The 18,871-nt window shown below is 73.2% G+C and carries 13 protein-coding genes and 1 other RNA gene; 2 read left to right on the top strand and 12 right to left on the bottom strand.

The annotated features are described in order from the left end of the window. Positions 1-81: 81 nt before the first annotated feature. The 9 genes from ACZ38L_RS17185 to ftsE all read right to left on the bottom strand — a co-directional run bounded on the left by ACZ38L_RS17185 (position 82) and on the right by ftsE (position 10,441). Positions 82-363, bottom strand: a complete 282-nt coding sequence (locus ACZ38L_RS17185) for an HU family DNA-binding protein (protein ID WP_396563810.1) — start codon at positions 361-363, stop codon at positions 82-84. Between the two features lie 505 nt (positions 364-868). Next, positions 869-2,341, bottom strand: coding sequence for an NAD-dependent malic enzyme (locus ACZ38L_RS17180; RefSeq protein ID WP_465693976.1), 1,473 nt, complete (start codon positions 2,339-2,341; stop codon positions 869-871). Between the two features lie 382 nt (positions 2,342-2,723). Continuing rightward, entirely contained in the window at positions 2,724-5,066 is a 2,343-nt protein-coding gene (locus tag ACZ38L_RS17175) for a HelD family protein (protein WP_465693975.1), read from the bottom strand. A 215-nt stretch (positions 5,067-5,281) separates the two neighbouring features. After that, positions 5,282-5,652: a transfer-messenger RNA gene (ssrA, locus tag ACZ38L_RS17170) on the bottom strand. A gap of 96 nt (positions 5,653-5,748) precedes the next feature. Next, on the bottom strand, positions 5,749-7,029 hold the full coding sequence (locus tag ACZ38L_RS17165; protein ID WP_465693974.1) for an alpha/beta hydrolase: 1,281 nt from the start codon (positions 7,027-7,029) through the stop codon (positions 5,749-5,751). An 87-nt stretch (positions 7,030-7,116) separates the two neighbouring features. Further along, a complete protein-coding gene (smpB, locus tag ACZ38L_RS17160; protein ID WP_465693973.1) occupies positions 7,117-7,593 on the bottom strand; it encodes an SsrA-binding protein SmpB in 477 nt (158 codons plus the stop codon). A gap of 8 nt (positions 7,594-7,601) precedes the next feature. Then, complete coding sequence (locus ACZ38L_RS17155) at positions 7,602-8,741, bottom strand: S41 family peptidase (RefSeq protein ID WP_465693972.1); 1,140 nt, start codon at positions 8,739-8,741, stop codon at positions 7,602-7,604. A 45-nt stretch (positions 8,742-8,786) separates the two neighbouring features. After that, entirely contained in the window at positions 8,787-9,695 is a 909-nt protein-coding gene (gene ftsX / locus ACZ38L_RS17150; protein WP_465693971.1) for a permease-like cell division protein FtsX, read from the bottom strand. 56 nt (positions 9,696-9,751) lie between these two features. Next, positions 9,752-10,441, bottom strand: a complete 690-nt coding sequence (gene ftsE, locus ACZ38L_RS17145; protein WP_396563796.1) for a cell division ATP-binding protein FtsE — start codon at positions 10,439-10,441, stop codon at positions 9,752-9,754. Positions 10,442-10,945: 504 nt separating this feature from the next. Here ftsE and ACZ38L_RS17140 point away from each other — a divergent pair. Beyond that, a complete protein-coding gene (locus ACZ38L_RS17140; protein ID WP_396563794.1) occupies positions 10,946-11,140 on the top strand; it encodes a hypothetical protein in 195 nt (64 codons plus the stop codon). 159 nt (positions 11,141-11,299) lie between these two features. On the opposite strand, the gene prfB is transcribed toward ACZ38L_RS17140, so the two are convergent. From prfB to ACZ38L_RS17125, 3 genes are all read right to left on the bottom strand, one after another. Then, complete coding sequence (gene prfB / locus ACZ38L_RS17135; protein WP_465693970.1) at positions 11,300-12,409, bottom strand: peptide chain release factor 2; 1,110 nt, start codon at positions 12,407-12,409, stop codon at positions 11,300-11,302. Between the two features lie 10 nt (positions 12,410-12,419). Next, positions 12,420-13,694 carry a serine/threonine-protein kinase gene (locus tag ACZ38L_RS17130; RefSeq protein ID WP_465693969.1) on the bottom strand — a complete coding sequence of 425 codons (1,275 nt, stop codon included), beginning with the start codon at positions 13,692-13,694 and terminating at the stop codon, positions 12,420-12,422. A 200-nt stretch (positions 13,695-13,894) separates the two neighbouring features. Next, the gene (locus tag ACZ38L_RS17125; RefSeq protein ID WP_465693968.1) at positions 13,895-15,748 is read right to left on the bottom strand and encodes a serine/threonine-protein kinase; all 1,854 of its coding nucleotides are present in this window, start codon (positions 15,746-15,748) and stop codon (positions 13,895-13,897) included. A gap of 367 nt (positions 15,749-16,115) precedes the next feature. Here ACZ38L_RS17125 and ACZ38L_RS17120 point away from each other — a divergent pair, with 367 nt between their 5' ends. Then, positions 16,116-18,839: an FtsK/SpoIIIE domain-containing protein gene (locus ACZ38L_RS17120; protein ID WP_465693967.1), complete on the top strand. Its 2,724-nt coding sequence runs from the start codon at positions 16,116-16,118 to the stop codon at positions 18,837-18,839. Positions 18,840-18,871 lie beyond the last annotated feature (32 nt).

The following is an 18,871-nucleotide window of genomic DNA, read 5'->3' as shown; positions in this document are numbered from 1 at the left end:
AGGTCGGCACTCGACCGACCCGCAGCGGGAACACGACAGAGCGGGGGGGGTCCGTCGGGACCGCCCCCGCTCAGTGCCGGGTCACTTGCCCTTGGCGGCTTCCTTGAGCTTGGAGCCCGCGCTCACCTTGGCGCTGTAGCCGGCCTCGATCTGGATCGGCTCGCCGGTCTGCGGGTTGCGGGCGGTGCGGGCGGCGCGGTGGGTGCGCTCGAAGGTCAGGAAACCGGGGATGGTGACCTTCTCGTCGCCCTTCGCAACAACCTCGCCGACGACCTCGGCGAAGGCCGCCAGCACGGCGTCGGCGTCCTTGCGGGTCACCTCGGCGCGCTCGGACAGAGCGGCCACCAGCTCACTGCGGTTCATGTGTACTCCTGTGGTCTGTTCGTTGCGGTGTGCGGGGGCTCCATCGGTCGTCCCTCCGGGGACGCCGGGTGGGCCGCTGGTCCGCACACTGGGCTCCTTCAGGCGGCTGGTGGTCAGGGCCCGGCTCGTGCCCCCGCCGCGCAGCGTGCCAGTCCTGCTCACGTGCCTGCCTGGGTACGAATCCTGCCCTTTCCGGCCCCGAGAAAGCCAATCGGGCCTCGGCCGTCCACCCCGAACGGCGCCCCCCGTCCGCAGCTGTGACGCTCCGTCGGCACCGGCTGACCGGCTGGGGCGGCGGCCGGGAACGACTCGCCGAGTGGTTGGGGGACGTTCCGTACTTGTCGGACACGCCTGCCCCGTGCAGGGCTACCGTACGCCCTGACGGGGACAAGCCCAAACACGCCCCTTCCCCTTGTGTCGCAAGGGTTCGGACCCGCTCCAACGAACAGGGGCGGGAATCGGCCAAGTGATCGACCGAATCCCGCCCCGGAAGGATCGTTCGAGGTCAGAGCCTGACGACCGGGAAGGACGCGGTGTCCAGGGTCCCGACGATGCCCGGAGTGGGCCGGGCCGGGGCCTTGTCGTCGCCGCCGGCCGCCAGCGCGGCGTCCCGCACGGCCGCGGCCACCGTCTTCGCCACCTCGGGGTGGAAGACGCTGGGGATGATGTAGTTGGCGTTCAGTTGGTCGTCGGTGACCGTGGTGGCGAGCGCCCGAGCCGCGGCGATCATCATCTCGGTGTTCACCGTCCGGCTCTGCGCGTCCAGCAGGCCACGGAAGACGCCGGGGAAGACCAGCACGTTGTTGATCTGGTTGGGGAAGTCACTGCGGCCGGTGGCCACCACGGCGGCGGTCTGCCGGGCCACCGCCGGGTCCACCTCCGGGTCCGGGTTGGCCAGCGCGAAGACGATCGCGTCGGGAGCCATCGAGGCGATGTCGTCGCCGTCCAGCACGTTCGGGGCCGAGACGCCGATGAAGACGTCCGCGCCGGCCACCGCCTCCTTGAGGCTGCCGGTGCGGCCCGAGCGGTTGGTGTGCTCGGCGATCCAGCGCAGCGAGTCGTTGAGGTCGTCCCGGCCACTGTGCACCACGCCGCGGACGTCCGCCACGGTGGCGTGCTCGACGCCGGCGGCCAGCAGCAGCTTGAGGATCGCGGTGCCGGCCGCGCCGGCGCCCGACATCACCACCCGGATGTCGCCGATCTCCTTGCCGACCACCCGCAGCGCGTTGGTCAGCGCGGCCAGCACCACGATCGCGGTGCCGTGCTGGTCGTCGTGGAAGACCGGGATGTCCAGCGCCTCGCGCAGCCGGGCCTCGATCTCGAAGCAGCGCGGCGCGGAGATGTCCTCCAGGTTGATCCCGGCGAAGCCGGGGGCGATCGCCTTGACGATGGCCACGATCTCGTCGGCGTCCTGGGTGTCCAGGCAGATCGGCCAGGCGTCGATGCCGGCGAACCGCTTGAAGAGGGCGGCCTTCCCCTCCATCACCGGCAGCGCGGCCTGCGGGCCGATGTTGCCGAGGCCGAGCACCGCCGAGCCGTCGGTGACCACCGCGACGCTGTTGCGCTTGATGGTGAGCCGGCGGGCGTCCTCGGGGTTCTCCGCGATCGCCATGCAGACCCGGGCGACGCCCGGGGTGTAGATCATCGACAGATCGTCGCGGTTGCGGATCGGCAGCTTCGAGGACATCTCGATCTTGCCACCGAGGTGCATCAGGAAGGTGCGGTCCGAGACCTTGCCGATCGTCACGCCGTCGATCGCCCGCAGCTTCTCGACGATCTCCTCGCCGTGCGCCACCGACGCGGCGGCCACCGTCACGTCGATCCGCAGCGCCTCCAGGCCGGAGGCGGTGACGTCCAGACCGGTCACCGAACCGCCGGAGGACTCCACGGCGGTGGTGATGTTGCTGACGGCGTTGCCGCTGGCCGGGACCTCCAGCCGCACCGTGATCGAGTTGGAGACACTGGGCACCGTCGCCATCGACGTCCTTCTTCCGTCCACTGAGGGGTTTGTGCTGGCCAGGCCGTCTTCAACAACTTGTTGATGCAGCGCCTTGCGCATCGTAGGCCTCGATCGTCGCACCTACCAGCGGGTAGCCAGAAATAACGTTCATTGATTGCACGGAACCGACAACGCGGGGTCCGGCCGGCTGGACCTTCCACCGGAAAATCCGCCGCCGCGGGATTGTCACGCGGGGCCGATGGGTTACATTGGACGGGACACCGGCTCGATCCAAGCCCCCGGGCCCAACCTTAGTCGCTTCGAGCGACCACTTGCCGCGAGGCGAGCATGGCGGGTCGGTGTCACCAACGTAGGACTGTGGCCCCCACCGATGGTGGGGGCCACGGTCGTTGACGGGCGCTCAGCCGCGCAGCAGGGCCGGCACTCCGGCGGCGTCCGGCAGGTCGTCAGGACCGGAGAGCACGGTCAGCCGCTGGGTGGCCCGGGTCAGCGCGACGTAGAGCACCCGCAGCCCGGCCTCGGACTCGCCGGCGATGCCGGTCGGGTCGGCGACCACCGTCGCGTCGTACTCCAGGCCCTTGGCCTCCAGGCTGCCCAGCGCCACCGCGCGGTCGCCCAGCCCGGCCACCCAGGCGGCCGCCTCCTCACGGCGGTCCATCGGCACCACGACCGCCACCGTGCCGTCCACCTCGCCGAGCAGCCGGACCAGCTCGGCCCGGGCCGCCGCCGCGAAGTCGGCCGGCTCCGCCGAGGCCACCGCGGCGAACCGCGGCTCGATCCCGGTCGAGCGCACCGCGCTGGGCGCCGGCGTGCCCGGCGCGGCCAGCGCCAGCACCGCCGCCGCGACCTCGGCGATCTCGGCCGGGTTCCGGTAGTTGACGGTCAGCGTGTAGCGGCGGCGCGGCTTGCCGGACAGCACCTCGTCCAGCGCGGCCTGCGCCTCCTGCGGGAACGGCCAGGAGCTCTGCGCCGGGTCGCCCACGATGGTCCAGGTGGCCATCCGCGCGCGGCGCCCGATCATCCGCCACTGCATCGGGGTGAGGTCCTGCGCCTCGTCCACGATCACGTGCGCGTACTCGGTGCGCTCCACCGGCCCCCGCTCGCGCTGCCGCGAGCTGCGATCGGCGTAGGTGGTGACCTCGTCCAGACCGGTCAGCAGGTCGATCGCGTCCACCTCGCGGACCTTCGGCCGGGCCGGCTCGCCGAGCAGCACCCGCAGCTCGTCCAGCAGCGCCACGTCGTGCGCCGAGAGCGCGCCCTCGCCGCGGTCGCCCAGCTGCCGCCAGGAGTCGGCCAGCAGCCTGGCCTCCTCCGGGGTGACCGCCCGCCGGGCGATCCGGTTGGTGTGCCGGTGGCGGCGCAGCGTGGCCAGCACCTGGCGCGGGCTCAGCGTCGGCCACCAGGCCTCCAGGAAGTCCTGGAACACCGCCTCGTCCGAGACGTACTCGTCGAAGGACTCCTTCTCCTCCTGCCGCTGCTCCCGGGCGAAGTGGTCGGTCGGCTTGGGCAGGTCGCGGACCGCCTCGGCCCAGAGCGCGTCCAGCAGCAGCCGGCGGGCCCGCGGGCGGAGCAGGTTGAGCGGGGTGCCGCCACCACCCACCACGTTGCCGCGCACCGCGCGCAGCCGGGCCGCGTCCAGCCGCAGCACCTCGCCGCGGGCCGCCACCTTGAGCTCGGCCGGCGCGTCCAGCTCCAGCGCCGCCCGGGCGGCCCGACGCAGCAGCTGGACCATCCGGGCCGAGCCCTTGATCCGGCTGACCTCGGGAGTGTCGTACCGCTCGGCCTCGACGCCGTCGACCAGGCTGCCGACCGCCCGGATGGCGACCTGGCCCTCCTCGCCGAGCGAGGGCAGCACGCCCTCGGTGTAGGAGACCAGCAGCGCGGTAGGGCTGACCACCAGGATGCCGCCCGCGTAGCGTCGGCGGTCCTGGTAGAGCAGGAAGGCGGCGCGGTGCAGCGCCACCGCGGTCTTGCCGGTGCCGGGACCGCCGGTGACCAGGGTGGCGCCCGCGGCGGGCGCCCGGATGACCTCGTCCTGCTCCTTCTGGATCGAGGAGACGATGTCGCGCATGGTGTGGCTACGGGCCCGACCGAGCGAGGCCATCAGGGCGCCGTCGCCGATCACCGCGAGTTCCTCGCCGTGCAGGGTCGGGGCCAGGTCCGGGCGCAGCAGGTCGTCCTCGACGCCGAGCACCTTGCGGCCCTTGGAGCGGATCACCCGGCGGCGCAGCACCCGGCCCGGCTCCAGCGGGGTGGCCCGGTAGAACGGCGCCGCGGCGGGCGCCCGCCAGTCGATCACCAGCGGGCCGTACTCGGCGTCCAGCACGCCGAGCCGGCCGATGTGCAGGGTCTGCGCCACGGTCGGGTCGGTCGCGTCCAGCGGGGCGAAGGACGGGATCCCGTGCTCCTCGGGGGCGTCGGCCTGCTGGAGGTCGATCCGGCCGAACAGGAAGTCCTCGAACTCGCTGTTGAGCCGGTGCAGGTGCGCGCCGGCCCGGTAGACCTGGGCGTCCCGCTCGGCGAGCGCGCCGGGCGTGCCGACCTGGACCCGCTTGGCCGCGTCCTCCAGGACGTACTCGGCCTCGGCGAGCTTCTCCTCCAGCCGCTGGTACACGGTGTCGAGGTGCCGCTGCTCACCGGCGATCTCCCGGTCCCGGAGAGTCTCGGCCGCGGTGGCCGGCCCGGCCCCGGTGCCGCCGGTGGTCGTGGCTGTGTGCTGCCGGGCTGTGTCGTGCGCGCCCAAGGAGCCCCCTGTCGTACGGTCCTGCGGTGGAGAGGTGGTGGCGTGCCGCCGTCGTGAACGGCGGACGGACGATCCTACGTCCTCCGGCGCACACCCGTCCTCTCCCGGTACGCCCTGGGGCTCGTCGTCGGGGACGCACGCCCTGCCTCCCCGCGAGGGGGCCGGAAACACGAAGGCCGCCCTCCGGATGGAGGACGGCCTGGGTGCACATGGGACGGTGGAGATGCCGGGAATCGAACCCGGGTCCAGTGGAGTGGATTCAGGACTTCTCCGAGCGCAGTCCGCTGTGCTTTTCTCGGCCCTGGCGGTCACGCGGACAAGCCGCCAACAGGCCCAGCTACTGTTTGATTTCCCCGCCACCCGCGCAGCCCGGGTGGAAGGTTGAGTTCCCTAGATTATGCCAGGGTCCGGATCGGGAACGCTCCGGTCTGACACCACGCCAGTCGCTGCTTAGGCAGCGAGGGCGAAGGAATCGCGCTTGGTGTTGGCGATTATTTTTTTGCGGCAGATGGTTAACGAGATCATTGCCGCGTTCCTCGGCTCGCTTCTCCTGTTTCGACTTCCCCTGTCGAAACCGATCATCCCCATGTTTTTTTGAGAAACAGCACAGCTCCGGCTCGGGAGGACCCGCCCGTGCTGCTCGGCCCATGATACGCGCATCGGCGAGGAGCGGTCCAGCGCATTACACCTTGTCGGGCAACGGTGCCTGGTGCGGGCCCGGGGTGCCCAGCTGCTGGGCCAGCCAGGGCAGTGCCTCGGCGAACGCGGTGGCGGCGAACTGCCAGGAGTGCCGGCCCGGCTCGACCGTCACGCTGGCCTTGATGCCGTCCTTGCGGGCCTCCGCGTCCAGCTCGTTGGCCTGCTGGATGTGCTGGCTCTCCTGGTCGCCGCTCTCGAACCAGCCGGACACGTTCTTGAACTTCGGGTGGTGCGCCAGCACGGTCATCGGGTCGTGCGCCGCCCAGGCCGCCTCACTGCCCCCGTACAGCCCGGCTATGGTCTGCTGCTTGTTTCCGGTGTTCGGACCGAGGTCGCCGGAGATGTCCTCGAAATGCGTGAAGACGTTGGGATGCTCGACCGTGAGGTCGATCGCGCAGGTGCCGCCCATCGACCAGCCGGCCACTCCCCACTTCTTCGGGTCGGTGGAGGTGTCGAAGGTCTTCTCGATGTACGGCGGAATGTCCTTGACCAGATGGTCCTCGGCGTTTCCGTTCGGGCCGTCGACGCATTCGGTGTCCACCTTGAACCCGCCGGTCGCGTCGGTGAACACCAGCACCGGTGCGTAGCCGCCGTGCTTCGCCGCGTAGGCGTCGGCGGTCTGCACCGCGTCACCGGCCCGCACCCAGTTGTCCGGCGCCGCGTACTCCCCGCCGATCATCTCCAGCACCGGCAGCTTGGGCCGGGTCTTGCTGCGGAACCACGCGGGCGGCAGGTAGACCAGCTCCGGGCGGTGCGCGAAGCCGCTGGCGGTGTCCGGGACGTCCACCTGGACGATCCGGCCGGTGGTGGTCTTGCCGGTGAGCGAGCCGAGCTGGCCGAGGGTCACCTGCTGCGGCAGCGGCGCCCCGCTGAGCTCGCCGATCGCGTCGTCGACGGTCGGGAAGTAGCCCGTGGAGACGTTCAGCGCGTTGGCGCCGGCGACCACCGCCAGCAGCGCCGCGACCGGCGCCATCAGCCGGTGCCACCAGCGCGCGCGGGTCCAGCCGACCACCAGCACGACCAGCGCGGCCACCGCGACGCCCAGCCAGATCCAGAGCGCGACCGGCAACGGGTCGGTGACCCCGCCCAGCCGGACCACGGCGACGGCGGCGGCAGCGGTGAGCACGGCGGCGACGAGCAGCGCGAGCGGCGCGCGGCGTCGCCGCCACCGCCGGTCGCGCCAGCCCAGGGCGGCAAGCATCGCGACCCCGGCCGCGAGCTGGATGGTCCACGGGAACCAGCCGTCCAACAGCGAGACGTTCATGCGGGGATGGTACTTACCGTATCTGGGAAACCCCGCTGTGCTGCGGAAACGCGGACACGTCTGGTACCGGACCGGGACAAACCGGGGTCAGCGCTGCCGCCGCCGGGCTGCGGCGACCGCCCGCGCGGTCTCCCGCCTGTCCTGCTGCTCGCGCAGCGTCTGCCGCTTGTCGTAGAGCTTCTTGCCGACCGCGAGCGCCAGCTCCAGCTTCACCCGGCCGTCCTTGAAGTACATCGACAGCGGGACCAGGGTGTGCCCGGTCTCCTTGGTCTTCGCCTCCAGCTTGCGGATCTCCAGCTTGTGCAGCAGCAGCTTGCGCTTGCGCCGCGCCGAGTGGTTGGTCCACGTCCCCTGGGTGTACTCGGGGATGAAGACGTTGTCGATCCAGACCTCGTGGCCCTGGGTGTAGGCGTAGCCGTCCACCAGGTTGGCCCGGCCCTCGCGCAGCGACTTCACCTCGGTGCCGGTGAGGACCATCCCGCACTCGTAGGTGTCCAGGATGGTGTACTCGTGTCGCGCCTTCTTGTTCTGCGCGATCAGCTTCTGTCCCGTTTCCTTTGCCATAGCGCCGATCATTCTCGCACCTCGGCCGCGTGATCGGCAGCAGCTTTACCGGCACCCCCCGGTCCGCCGCCCAGACCGGCCAGCACCCGCAGTGCCAACTGCCCGGCCTGCCCGGGATCGGCGGCGACCACGTCGGGGAGCAGCCCGGTGCCGTCCGGGGAACGTCCGTCGGGGGTGAGGTAGCGGCCGACGGTCAGCTCCAGCACCGAACCGTCGGCCAGCCGGCTGGGCTGCTGCACGGTGCCCTTGCCGAAGGTGCGACTGCCCACCACCACCGCCCGGCAACGGTCCTGCAGCGCACCGGTGAGCAGTTCGGCCGCGCTCATCGTGCCGGCGTCCACCAGCACCACCAGCGGGGTGCGGGTGTCGCCACCGGGCGTCGCGGTCAACTCCCGCTGATCGCCGCCCGACCGGTAGGAGGCGACCGGTCCGCCGTCCAGGAAGACCGAGGCCGCGGCCACCGCCTCGGCCACCAGGCCACCGGAGTTGCCGCGCAGGTCGAGCACGACGCCGCGGCGCGACGGCGGGCCGGCGGCGGCCCGGACGGCCTGCCGGATCTGCTCGCCGACGCCGCTGGTGAAGGCACGCACGGTGATCCGCAGCACGCCGGCGGCCGGCCGGTCGGCGGTGACGTCCTGGGTGGCGAGCACGGCGCGGCGCAGGGTCACCTGGCGCGGCGGGCCGTCCCGGTGGCCCACGGTGAGCAGCACGGACGTACCCGGGCCGGCCGCGCGACCGCGTCCGAGCCACGGACCGGCCCGCCCGCGCAGCCGGGCCACCACCTCGGTGACCGGCAGCGGGTCGGCCGCCGTGCCGTCCACCGCGAGCAGCCGGTCGCCGACCGCGAGACCCGCGCCCGCGGCCGGACCGCCCGGTCGCACCTGGGAGACGAGGGTGGCGCCATCCGGCGCCCGCTCCACCGAGAGGCCGACGCCCAGGTACTCGCCGGCCAGGCCCTGGATGAACTCGGCGTAGTCCTCCGGGCTGTAGTGCGCGGCCCACCGGTCGCCGCAGCAGTCGAACGCCCGGCGGCCGAGCGGCGGTCCGCCACCGTCCCGGCCCCCGGCCACCACCCCGCCGAGCAGCACCACGCCGAACACCAGCGTGAGGGCGGCTCCTTGGCGCACCCGCCGTGAGCATGTGGCCATGGGACGGGAGTCTAGGGCTCCCGTCCCACTCCCCGAGGCCCCTTGCTAGACCTTGAGGTACTTGCGCAGGGTCAGGAAGGCCGCCACCGCCGCCATCGCCATACCGGCCACGATCAGCAGCGGGATCACCGCGAGCACCGAGGAGAGGCCGATGAACTGGATGAACTGGACCTTGTTGGCGAGCCAGTGCTGCACGCCGTAGTTGCCGATCAGCAGCAGACAGGAGGCGAAGACGGCACCGAGTAGCGCGGAGAACGCCGCCTCCGCGATGAACGGCATCTGCACGTAGAAGTTGGAGGCACCGACCAGGCGCATGATGCCGGTCTCGCGGCGCCTGCTGAAGGCCGACACCCGGACGGTGTTGACGATCAGCAGCAGAGCCACCGAGAGCATCAGCACCATGATCACGAAGGCCGCCGTCTGCAGGCCGTTGAGCAGCCCGAAGAGGTTCTCCAGGATCTGCCGCTCGTCCTCCACCGAACGGACGCCGGGCTGGCCGGCGAAGGCGCTCTGGATGACGTCGAACCGGGTGGGGTCGTTGAGCTTGACCCGCCAGGAGGACGGGATGGCGTCCGCGCCGAGAACCGAAACAAGCGCGTTGTTCGGGTTCATCGCCTTCCAGTTCTTGTAGGCCTCCGCCTGGGTCTCGAAGGTGGCCGACTTGACCAGCGGCATCTTGTCCAGGGCCGCCTTGACGGCGGCGATCTGGTCGTCGGTGGCCGCGCCGGAGGCGCACTGCGGCGAGGTCTTGGCATCGGCCTTGGTGCAGAAGTAGATGCTCACCTCGACCTTGTCGTACCAGTACCCCTTCATGGAGTTGACCTGGTCGCGGACCAGGAGGCTGGCACCGGCGAGCGCGAGGGAGAGCGCGACACTGACCACGACCGCGATGGTCATCGTCAGGTTGCGGCGGAGACCGACTCCGATCTCCGACAGGACGAACTGGGCGCGCATTGCTGTTTACTCCAGGGTCAGTGCTGGTGGGCCGACGGCATCAACGGAAGGGCCGGCTAGTGCTGGTATCCGTAGACGCCGCGGACCTGGTCACGGACCAGGAGCCCCTTGTCGAGCTCGATCACGCGCTTGCGCATCTGGTCGACGATGGCTTGGTCGTGGGTGGCCATCAGCACCGTGGTCCCGGTGCGGTTGATCCGGTCGAGCAGCTTCATGATGCCGACCGAGTTCTGCGGGTCCAGGTTGCCGGTCGGCTCGTCCGCGATCAGCAGCATCGGGCGGTTGACGAAGGCCCGGGCGATCGCCACGCGCTGCTGCTCACCGCCGGAGAGCTCGCCGGGCATCCGGTCCTCCTTGCCGCCGAGGCCGACCAGGTCGAGCACCTCGGGCACCACCTTGGCGATGGCGCTCTTCGGCTTGCCGATGACCTCCAGCGCGAACGCCACGTTCTGCGCCACGGTCTTGTTCGGCAGCAGGCGGAAGTCCTGGAAGACGGTGCCCAGTTGGCGCCGCATGTGCGGCACCTTCCAGTTGGACAGCTTGCCCAGGTCCTTGCCCAGGACGTGCACCGCACCGGTGCTCGGCCGCTCCTCGCGCAGGCAGAGGCGCAGGAAGGTGGACTTCCCGGAGCCGGAGGAGCCGACCAGGAAGACGAACTCGCCCTTCTCGATCTCCAGCGAGACCTCCGACAGGGCGGGGCGGTTCTGCTTGGGATAGGTCTTGGAAACGTTGTCGAATCTGATCACGGCTGCATCACGGGGGCCATCCTAGGCGGAACGACTACCGGCTCGGACGAACCTCCGTGACCAGATCGTTACTCGGAGTCGGAGAGCTGCCGCGCGGCGCCGTTCCTCGGTCGGTCCCGCCCCCCGCATCCGGCCGAGGGCGGACGGCGGGAGCGGCCTCGGCCACTCCCCCGGCTTGGGACCATACGCGACCCGGGTGAGACCTCGCAGCGCCCACCCCCGGAAAAGCTGATGGATTGTCCGCTCTTGCGGGGGAATGAGCGGAAAATTGCGAGCCAATTCACAGCAGCGGCGTAAACCGGTGTGAATTATGTCGCTTATGGGACAATTTCGACCGGGCTTTGACGGTCGGCTTCCGGTGCCCGGGCGCCGGATCCCGTGGAACCTGGCACAGTAGAGGGGAAACCCCGCGCGGGCCGTGGTTCGCCGCTCCCCCGCCCGGGGCACGGGCAGGAACCAGGAGCCCGCCCGGTGCGTTGGCTGTAGCAGCAAGGAGGAGATCGCATGACATGCGACCATCTGGTGTGCGCCAACTGCGCCGGCCGCGTGAGCGAGGGCCGCTGCCCGGTCTGCCGCGCCCACCGCGCCCGGCTCCAGGAGCAGCAGGGGCCGTTCGCCGCGCTCAATCCGGTCATGCTGCTCGCGCTGCTGGCGGGGCTGCTGGCGGTGCTGGTGATCGCCCGGCAGGCGCTGGCCTGAGGACTGAACGTCGATGGGCCCGGAGGCTGTGCCTCCGGGCCCATCGACGTTGCTACCGGACGTAGCCACGGGTCACTCGCCCGCTTCGCGCTGCTCGCGCCAGCGGATGCCGGCCTCGATACCGCGCTGGTCGTTCATCGAGGCCGGCCTCGGACCTCGTTACTCGCCCGCTTCGCGCTGCTTGCGCCAGCGGATGCCGGCCTCGATGAAGCCGTCCAGGTCGCCGTCCAGCACCGCCTGCGGGTTGCCCACCTCGAACTCGGTGCGCAGGTCCTTGACCATCTGGTACGGGTGCAGCACGTAGGAGCGCATCTGGTTGCCCCAGGAGCTGCCGCCGTCCTTCAGCGCGTCCATCGCGGCCTTCTCCTCCTGGCGGCGGCGCTCCAGCAGCTTGGCCTGGAGCACGTTCATCGCCGAGGCCTTGTTCTGGATCTGCGAGCGCTCGTTCTGGCAGGAGACCACGATGCCGGTCGGCAGGTGGGTGATCCGGACCGCCGAGTCGGTGGTGTTGACGCCCTGGCCACCGGGGCCGGAGGCGCGGTACACGTCGATCCGCAGGTCGCCCTCGTCGATGTCGACGTGGTCGCTCTGCTCGACGACCGGGAGCACCTCGACGCCCGCGAAGGAGGTCTGCCGGCGACCCTGGTTGTCGAAGGGCGAGATCCGCACCAGGCGGTGGGTGCCCTGCTCGACCGAGAGCGTGCCGTAGGCGTAGGGGGACTTCACGCTGAAGGTCGCGGACTTGATGCCCGCCTCCTCGGCGTACGAGGTGTCGTAGACCTCGGTCGGGTAGCCGTGCCGCTCGGCCCAGCGCAGGTACATGCGCATCAGCTGCTCGGCGAAGTCGGCGGCGTCGATGCCGCCGGCCTCGGCGCGGATGTTGACCAGGGCCTCGCGGGCGTCGTACTCACCGGACAGGAGAGTACGGACCTCCAGCTCCTCGACCGCCTTCTTGACCGAGGCCAGCTCGGTCTCGGCCTCGGCCAGGGTGTCCGCGTCGCCCTCGTCGGCGGCCAGCTCGAACAGCACGTCCAGGTCGGCGATCCGGCTGCGCAGGCTCTCCACCCGGCGCAGCTCGCCCTGCAGGAAGGAGAGCCGGCTGGTCACCTTCTGCGCGTTCGCGAGGTCGTCCCACAGGTCGGGGGCCGCGGCCTCCTCCTCCAGGCGTTCGATGTCGGCCCGGATCCGGTCCAGGTCGAGGACGGCCTCGATCGACCCCATGGTCGATTCGAGGTTCTTGAGTTCTTCGGAAGGATCGACGGCTGCCACGCCCCCAAGCCTAATGGCTCCTGGGCTGCACCGGGACCGACCAGCTGACCTCCGGCTTCGGAGCGGGCGCGCCGGAGGCCCGGCCGCCGCCGTGCGAGAAGGCCGTGAAGGCGGCCACGGCCCCCGCCAGCAGCAGCACGACCGCCAGCAGCACCGCCAGCATCCGGCGCCGGCGCACCAGCGCCCGGCGGCCCTTGCGGTGCGTGGCGGCCGTCTCCGCGCGCTGGGCGCGGGACTCGGCGGCGTAGCCGGCCAGCTCCTGCGCGCTGGGCCGGCGCAGGCTGGTGTGGGTGTCCCGGGTGGAGTCCGGCGAGGCGGCCGGCACCAGCGCCACCGCCGGGCCGCGCTGGCGCCGGTGGGTACCCGTCCCCGTCTCCGCCTCGACGTACACCGCCTCGCCCGGGGGCAACGCCTCCTCGGCGGGCGGCCGGCCCTGCGCGGGCAGCGCCAGCGGGGGCAGCCCGGACAGCGCGGGCAGCTGCTCGCGCAACCGCTCGGCCAGCTCGGCCGCCCGCAGCCGGGAGGCCGGGGCCTTGGCGAGGCACTCGGCGATGATCCGCCACAGGCCGTCCGGCAGGCCGGGGACGGGTGGCACGCTCTCCGTGACGTGCCGGCGCAGCACCGCGCCGGTGTGCCCGCCACCGAACGGCGTGAAGCCCGCGAGCAGCTCGTAGAGCACGGTGGCCAGGGCGTAGATGTCCACCGCGGCGCGGGGCTCCAGGCCCTCGATGATCTCGGGGGCGAGGTAGTCGGGGGTGCCGATGATCCGGGTGGCCCGGGTCCGGCGCGGGGCGTCCACCAGCCGGGCGATGCCGAAGTCGGTGAGCTTGGCGCGCGGCGCGCCGCCGGGACCGGCCGGTGCGGCCAGGTCGAGCATCACGTTCTCCGGCTTGACATCCCGGTGCACGATCCCGGCGGCGTGCGCGGCGGCCAGCCCGTCCGCCACGTCCGCGATCACGGCGGCGGCGACCTGCGGGGCGAACACCCCCTCGCGCTCCAGCCGGGAGCGCAGGTCGGTGCCGTGCACCAGCTCCATCACCAGGGCGAGGTCCTCGCCGTCCACCACCATGTCGCGCACCCCGACCACCCGGGGGTGGTCCAGGCTGGTCAGCGCGGCGCGCTCCTGGACGAACCGGCCGACCAGCACCTGGTCGGCCGCGAGGTCCTCGCGCAGCAGCTTGACGGCCACCGGTCCGTCCGGACCCTCGCCGAGCCACACGGTGCCGGCGGACCCCCGGCCGATCACCTGGTGAACGGTGTACCGGCTGCCGATCTTGCGTGCCAATGCTGCTCCGTGGGCGGCGGGAGCGCGCCCGGGCCGCCGCTGGGGCCCCGGAGCGCTCGGTAGGTCGGTGCGTCAGCGACCAACCTACGCGTCCCGGGACCCTCGATGGCACCTCGGAGCCGCCCGGGCGGGCGGTTGCTCGCGACAAATTGTGTGAAATGTCGACAAAGAACCATTGCCGCCCGGTTGGTGGCGCTTCGTCAGCTACCGGTGATCGAGTGCCAGGCGCTGCCGACCCACCCGGTGGTGTCGTGGTACCAGTTCTGCACGTTGTCCCAGTAGTGCGGCAGCGGGGTGAAGTTCCACAGCGCCAGCGCGGCCACCGCCAGGATCACCAGCACCATCAGGCAGCCCTTGAGGCAGCCCAGGCCCGGGATGTACATCCGGTTGCGGCTGCGCGGGCGCGGCTCGCGGCGCGGCCGGGGCTCGGGCTCGGGCTCGCGCTCCCGTTCGCGCTCCACCTCGCGCGGGGCCGGGGGTTCCGAGCGGCGGGCCGGCGCGGGCGGCGGGTAGGCCGGGCCGGGCTGCGGCGGCTCGCGGTAGGCGGACGGGGCCGGGCGCTCGGCCCGGTACGGCGGCGGGGCGACCGGGGGCCGCTCCTGGCGCCCGCGCGGGGCCGGCGGCGGGTAGCCCGCGTAGTCGGTCCCCTGCTGGTAGCCGGGCCGTTGCGGGTAGCCGTACGCCGGGTTCTGCGGGTAGCCGTCCTGCGGCGGGCGCGGCGCGTGACCGGCCTGGTAGGGGCGGGGTGCCACCTGCGGCTCGACGTAGTCCTCGGCGGCGAAGACCTGGGTCTGCTGGTTGCGGTCGCGGGCCGCCCTCAGCTGGGTCTGCCACGGGTGCGGGCCCTCGGGCTGCGGCGGCTGCGCCGGCTGCCCGTTCGAACCGGGTGCCGACATCCCGGCCGGCATCACCCGGGTGCCGTCCGCCGCGACCGGGGCCGAACCGGCCGGCATCACCCTGGTCCCGTCCCCGGCCGCCGGCGCCGAGCCGGCCGCCATCACCTGGGTGGCCGCCGCCGGGTCGTACCGCCCAGCCGGCACGGTGGTCGGCTCGCCGGTGTTCAGCGGCACGCCGCCCGGCACGGTGCCGCCCGGGCCGGCGAAGGCCTCCCCCGTCCCCGGCACCTCGGCCGGTCGCGCCTCCGGCACCAGCAGCGCGCCGACCGCCAGCGCCGCGTCCACCGCGGCCGGCGAGGCGTGCACGCCGATCCCGGCCGCGACCACCCGCAGTGCCTGCGCCAGCGAGGTGGCGCTCGGCCGCTCGGCCGGCTCCTTGCGCAGGCAGCGCTCCACCACGGTCCACAGCGGCTCGGGCATGCCGGGCGGGCGCTGCGGCGTCTGCGAGAGGTGCGCCTGCAGGATCTGCAGCGGCCCGTCGCCGAGGAACGGCGGCCGGCCGGTGACCAGCTCGTACAGCATGATCCCGGCTCCGTAGACGTCCACCGCGGAGGTCTGCGGGCGGCCGGCGGCCGACTCCGGCGCGACGTAGGCGGGGGTGCCGACGAACTCGCTGGTCCGGGTGATGCCGGGGGAGTCGGCGAGCCGGGCGATGCCGAAGTCGGTGAGCATCGGGTGCATCTGCTCGCCCTGGACGCCGTCGCCGGGCCGGGTGGCCAGCAGCACGTTGGCCGGCTTGAGGTCGCGGTGCACCACGCCGTCGGCGTGGCTGACCGCCAGGGCGTCGGCGATCTGGGCCATCAGCAGGGCCCCGGCGATCGGGCTCAGCGGGCCGTTGGCGCGCAGGTAGCGGTACAGGTCGGGGCCCTCGACCAGGTCCATCACCAGCGCCAGCAGCTCGCCCTCGACCACCAGGTCGCGGATCCGGACGATGTTGGGGTGGCTGAGCCGGAGCAGCACCGAGCGTTCGCGCAGGAAGCGCAGCACGATGTCCGGGTCGGCGGCCAGCTCCTCCTTGAGCACCTTGATCGCGACCGACTGGCCCGGCTGCAGATCCACCAGGCCGGCGTCCTCCCGCACCCGGCCGCGCCACACGGTGCCCGTGGCACCGCGCCCGAGCGTCTCCTCCAGCAGATACTTGCTGCCTACCGGCCGCACCTGGTGCACTCCTGTTCTGCGGATGTCCCGTTGTGGATGTCGCTGCCGATGCCCGCGAGCCGCGGCCCGTACTGTGCGGCAACTCTAACCGGGTCCGTCCGGCCTGACCCGGAGGACTGCGCGGACCGCGGCACCGGCCGGGCCCGACCCACCTTGACCTGAGTCTCCGTCGGCTCCAACATGGCGATGATCACAAGATCGTCAAATCCGGTACCGGACGCGGACTGTCACCCCCAGGTGGCAGGATGACGACTAGCACTCTGTGGTCTGGCACTCCTGTGGGCCGTTCGACGGCCGGCCTGTTCCGCGGGCGGGGGTTCCCTCACCATCAGATCGACCTCATGAGCAGAGGGGAACCCCGGGCGAGATGCAGATCCGGCTGACGGTCCTCCGGCCCCGCAGCGGCCCGTCCCCCGCCCCCGCCACCGATGTGCTGGTCACCGCGCCGGTCGGCACGGCCCTCGGGGTGGTCGCCGCCGCCCTGGCCGGCGCGGTCGGCGTGCGCGGCGCCCGCAGCGCCACCCACGTGCACCTCTACGCCGGGCCACAGCGGCTCGACGAACGCAGCCTGCTCGGCCACCCCCCGCTGCTGGACGGCGCCGTGCTCGCCCTCGGCGAGCCCGACCCGGACGCCGACCCGGACGACCACACCTCGGGCGCCGCCGCCGAGCTGCGGGTGGTCGGCGGCCCGGACGCCGGCGGGGTGCACCACCTGCACGGCCGGCAGATCCGGGTCGGCCGCTCCGGCGAGGCCGACGTCCCGCTCGACGACCCGGACGTCTCCCGGCTGCACCTGGCCCTGCACCTGGCGGACGACGGCACGGTCACCGTGCACGACCTCGGCTCGACCAACGGCACCACGCTGGACGGCCGCCCGCTCCCCGCGGACGGCCTGCCACTGCCCGAGGGCGCCCTGCTGCGGCTCGGCGAGACCACCCTCACGCTGGCCGGCGCCCCCGGCACCGAGAGCCGCCGCGCCACCACCCCGGACGGCCTGGGCCACCTCCAGGTCAGCCCCCCGCCACCGCCCGCCCGCACCGAGCCACCCGCCCCCGACGCCCCCGAGCCCCCGTCCGTCACCGCCACCGGCCGCACCCGCTCGCTGCTCGCCCGCCGGCTCGGCCTCGGCACGCCCCCCGCCGCCACCGCCGACGCCGCCCAGCAGCACGCTCGGGCCCGCGCCCGGCAGGCCACCGCCCAGCGCGAGCGCTTCCCCGACCCGGCCACCCTGCTGCTCAGCGCGCTCGGCCCCGGCCCCCGGCTCTGGGAGCGGACGCCCGCCCACCCCGATGCGCTGACCCTGCGGCTGGGCACCGCCGACCTCCCCGGCGGTCCGGGCACCACGCCCGGCACCCTGCTGCCGGCCGTCCCGGTCACCGTCGACCTGCGCGCCGCCGGCAGCCTCGGCCTGGCCGGCCCGCGCGCCCGGCTGAACGGCCTGGCCCGCGCCCTGGTCGCCCAACTCGCCGCCCTGCACCCGCCGAGCGGCCTGAGCCTGGTGCTGGTCAGCGCGGACCAGCAGCGCCCGGCCGGCGAGCGCACCGAGGACTGGTCCTGGGCGCTCTGGCTGCCGCACCTGCGCCCCGGCCACGGCCAGGACTGCCGACTGCTGCTCGGCCTCGACCCAGCCCAGGCCGAGGAGCGGCTGGCCGAGCTGACCGCCCGGGTCACCGACCCACCGGTGCCGCCCGTCACCGTGCTGCTGGTGGACGGCGACCCGGGCTCCGAGCCGGCCCGCCAGGCCCTGCGGCTGCTGCTCCGGCAGGGCCCGGCGGCCGGGATCCTGCCGATCTGCCTGGCCGAGACCGCCGAGCGGCTGCCGGCCGGCCTGGGCGCCACCGCCACCGTGACCGGTGAGGTGGCCACCCTGCTGACCCTGGACCGGCCCACCCCGGCCGGCGGCCGGGAGCTGGTCGAGGAGGTCGCGCTGGACGCGGTCTCGGCCGCCTGGGCCGAGCGGCTGGCCCGCGCGCTGGCCCCGCTGCGGGAGGCCGCGGCGACCTCGCGCGGCCCGCTGCCGGACGCGCTGCGCCTGCTCGACCTGCTGGAGCTGGACACCGTCACGCCCGCCAAGCTCTCCGCCCGCTGGGCCGCCCTGCCGGCCACCGCCGGCACCGCGACCGCGCTGCTCGGCACCACCCGGGACGACCTCTGCACGGTCGACCTCACCGGCCCCGAACCGGACGGCCCGCACCACCTGCTGGTCGGCGGTGCCCGCGGCTCGGGCAAGAGCGAGCTGCTGCGCACCCTGGTCGCCTCGCTGGCGGTCGGCGAGCGCCCCGACCGGCTCACCGTCCAGCTGATCGGCGGCAGCGGTCCGGACCTGCTGGCCTGCGCCGAGCTGCCGCACGTCACCGGCCAGCTGGACGCCGCCGCCGAGCCGCGGCAGGCGATGCTCGCCGCCGACGCCCTGTTGGACGAGCTGGACCGGCGCGAGCAGCTCTTCCGGGGCCGCTCGTTCGGCTCCTGGTACGCCGAGCAGGCGTTGACGGCCCGGGCCGCCGGCGTGGTGCGGCCGCGCCCGGCCGAGCCGACCGGCCCGCCGGAACCACCCGTCCGCGCCGCGGTGGCCACCGTCACCGCGCCGCCGGCCCGGCTGGTCGTGGTGGTCGACGACTACGACGCGCTGCTCGCCCCGACCTCGCCGGCCGGACGCCCGCTGGCCCGGGCGCTCGCGGCGGTGGCGCAGCGCGGTGGCCGGCTGGGCATGCACCTGGTGGCCGCCACCGGGCGGCCGGAGCAGAGCGCCGGCAGCGAGCTGGACGAGGCCGCGCTCTGGCGGATCGCGCTGCGCACCGACCATCCGGCCGACTCCGAGCTGCTGGTCCACGTGGACGACGCCGCCGCGCTGCCCGAGGAGACCCCCGGCCGGGGCTACCTGCGCCGGCCGGACGGCGCCGTGGTGGCCTTCCAGACCGCCCGGGTAAGCGGACGCATCCCGCGCACCGCCACCCTGCGGCCGACCGTGGTGGCCATCGACCCCGGCCGGCTCGGCGCCCCGCCGACCCGCCGGCCGGTCCGCGAGCTGGGCAACGGCCCGACCGACCTGGCCCTGCTGGCCAGCGCCCTGCAACGGGCGGCCGGTCAGTAGCCGAGAACGCCGAAGGGCGGGACCGTCGGTCC

It is taken from the genome of Kitasatospora sp. NPDC024654, from assembly GCF_055559155.1.
This window is presented reverse-complemented; position numbering and strand designations above follow the sequence as displayed.

What these genes read in the sequence shown, in the direction of transcription:
- ACZ38L_RS17185 (WP_396563810.1), bottom strand. Translation starts at nt 363, where the DNA reads ATGAACCGCAGTGAGCTGGTGGCCGCTCTGTCCGAGCGCGCCGAGGTG.
- ACZ38L_RS17180 (WP_465693976.1), bottom strand. Translation starts at nt 2,341, where the DNA reads ATGGCGACGGTGCCCAGTGTCTCCAACTCGATCACGGTGCGGCTGGAG.
- ACZ38L_RS17165 (WP_465693974.1), bottom strand. Translation starts at nt 7,029, where the DNA reads ATGAACGTCTCGCTGTTGGACGGCTGGTTCCCGTGGACCATCCAGCTC.
- smpB (WP_465693973.1), bottom strand. Translation starts at nt 7,593, where the DNA reads ATGGCAAAGGAAACGGGACAGAAGCTGATCGCGCAGAACAAGAAGGCG.
- ACZ38L_RS17155 (WP_465693972.1), bottom strand. Translation starts at nt 8,741, where the DNA reads ATGGCCACATGCTCACGGCGGGTGCGCCAAGGAGCCGCCCTCACGCTG.
- ftsX (WP_465693971.1), bottom strand. Translation starts at nt 9,695, where the DNA reads ATGCGCGCCCAGTTCGTCCTGTCGGAGATCGGAGTCGGTCTCCGCCGC.
- ACZ38L_RS17140 (WP_396563794.1), top strand. Translation starts at nt 10,946, where the DNA reads ATGACATGCGACCATCTGGTGTGCGCCAACTGCGCCGGCCGCGTGAGC.
- ACZ38L_RS17120 (WP_465693967.1), top strand. Translation starts at nt 16,116, where the DNA reads ATGCAGATCCGGCTGACGGTCCTCCGGCCCCGCAGCGGCCCGTCCCCC.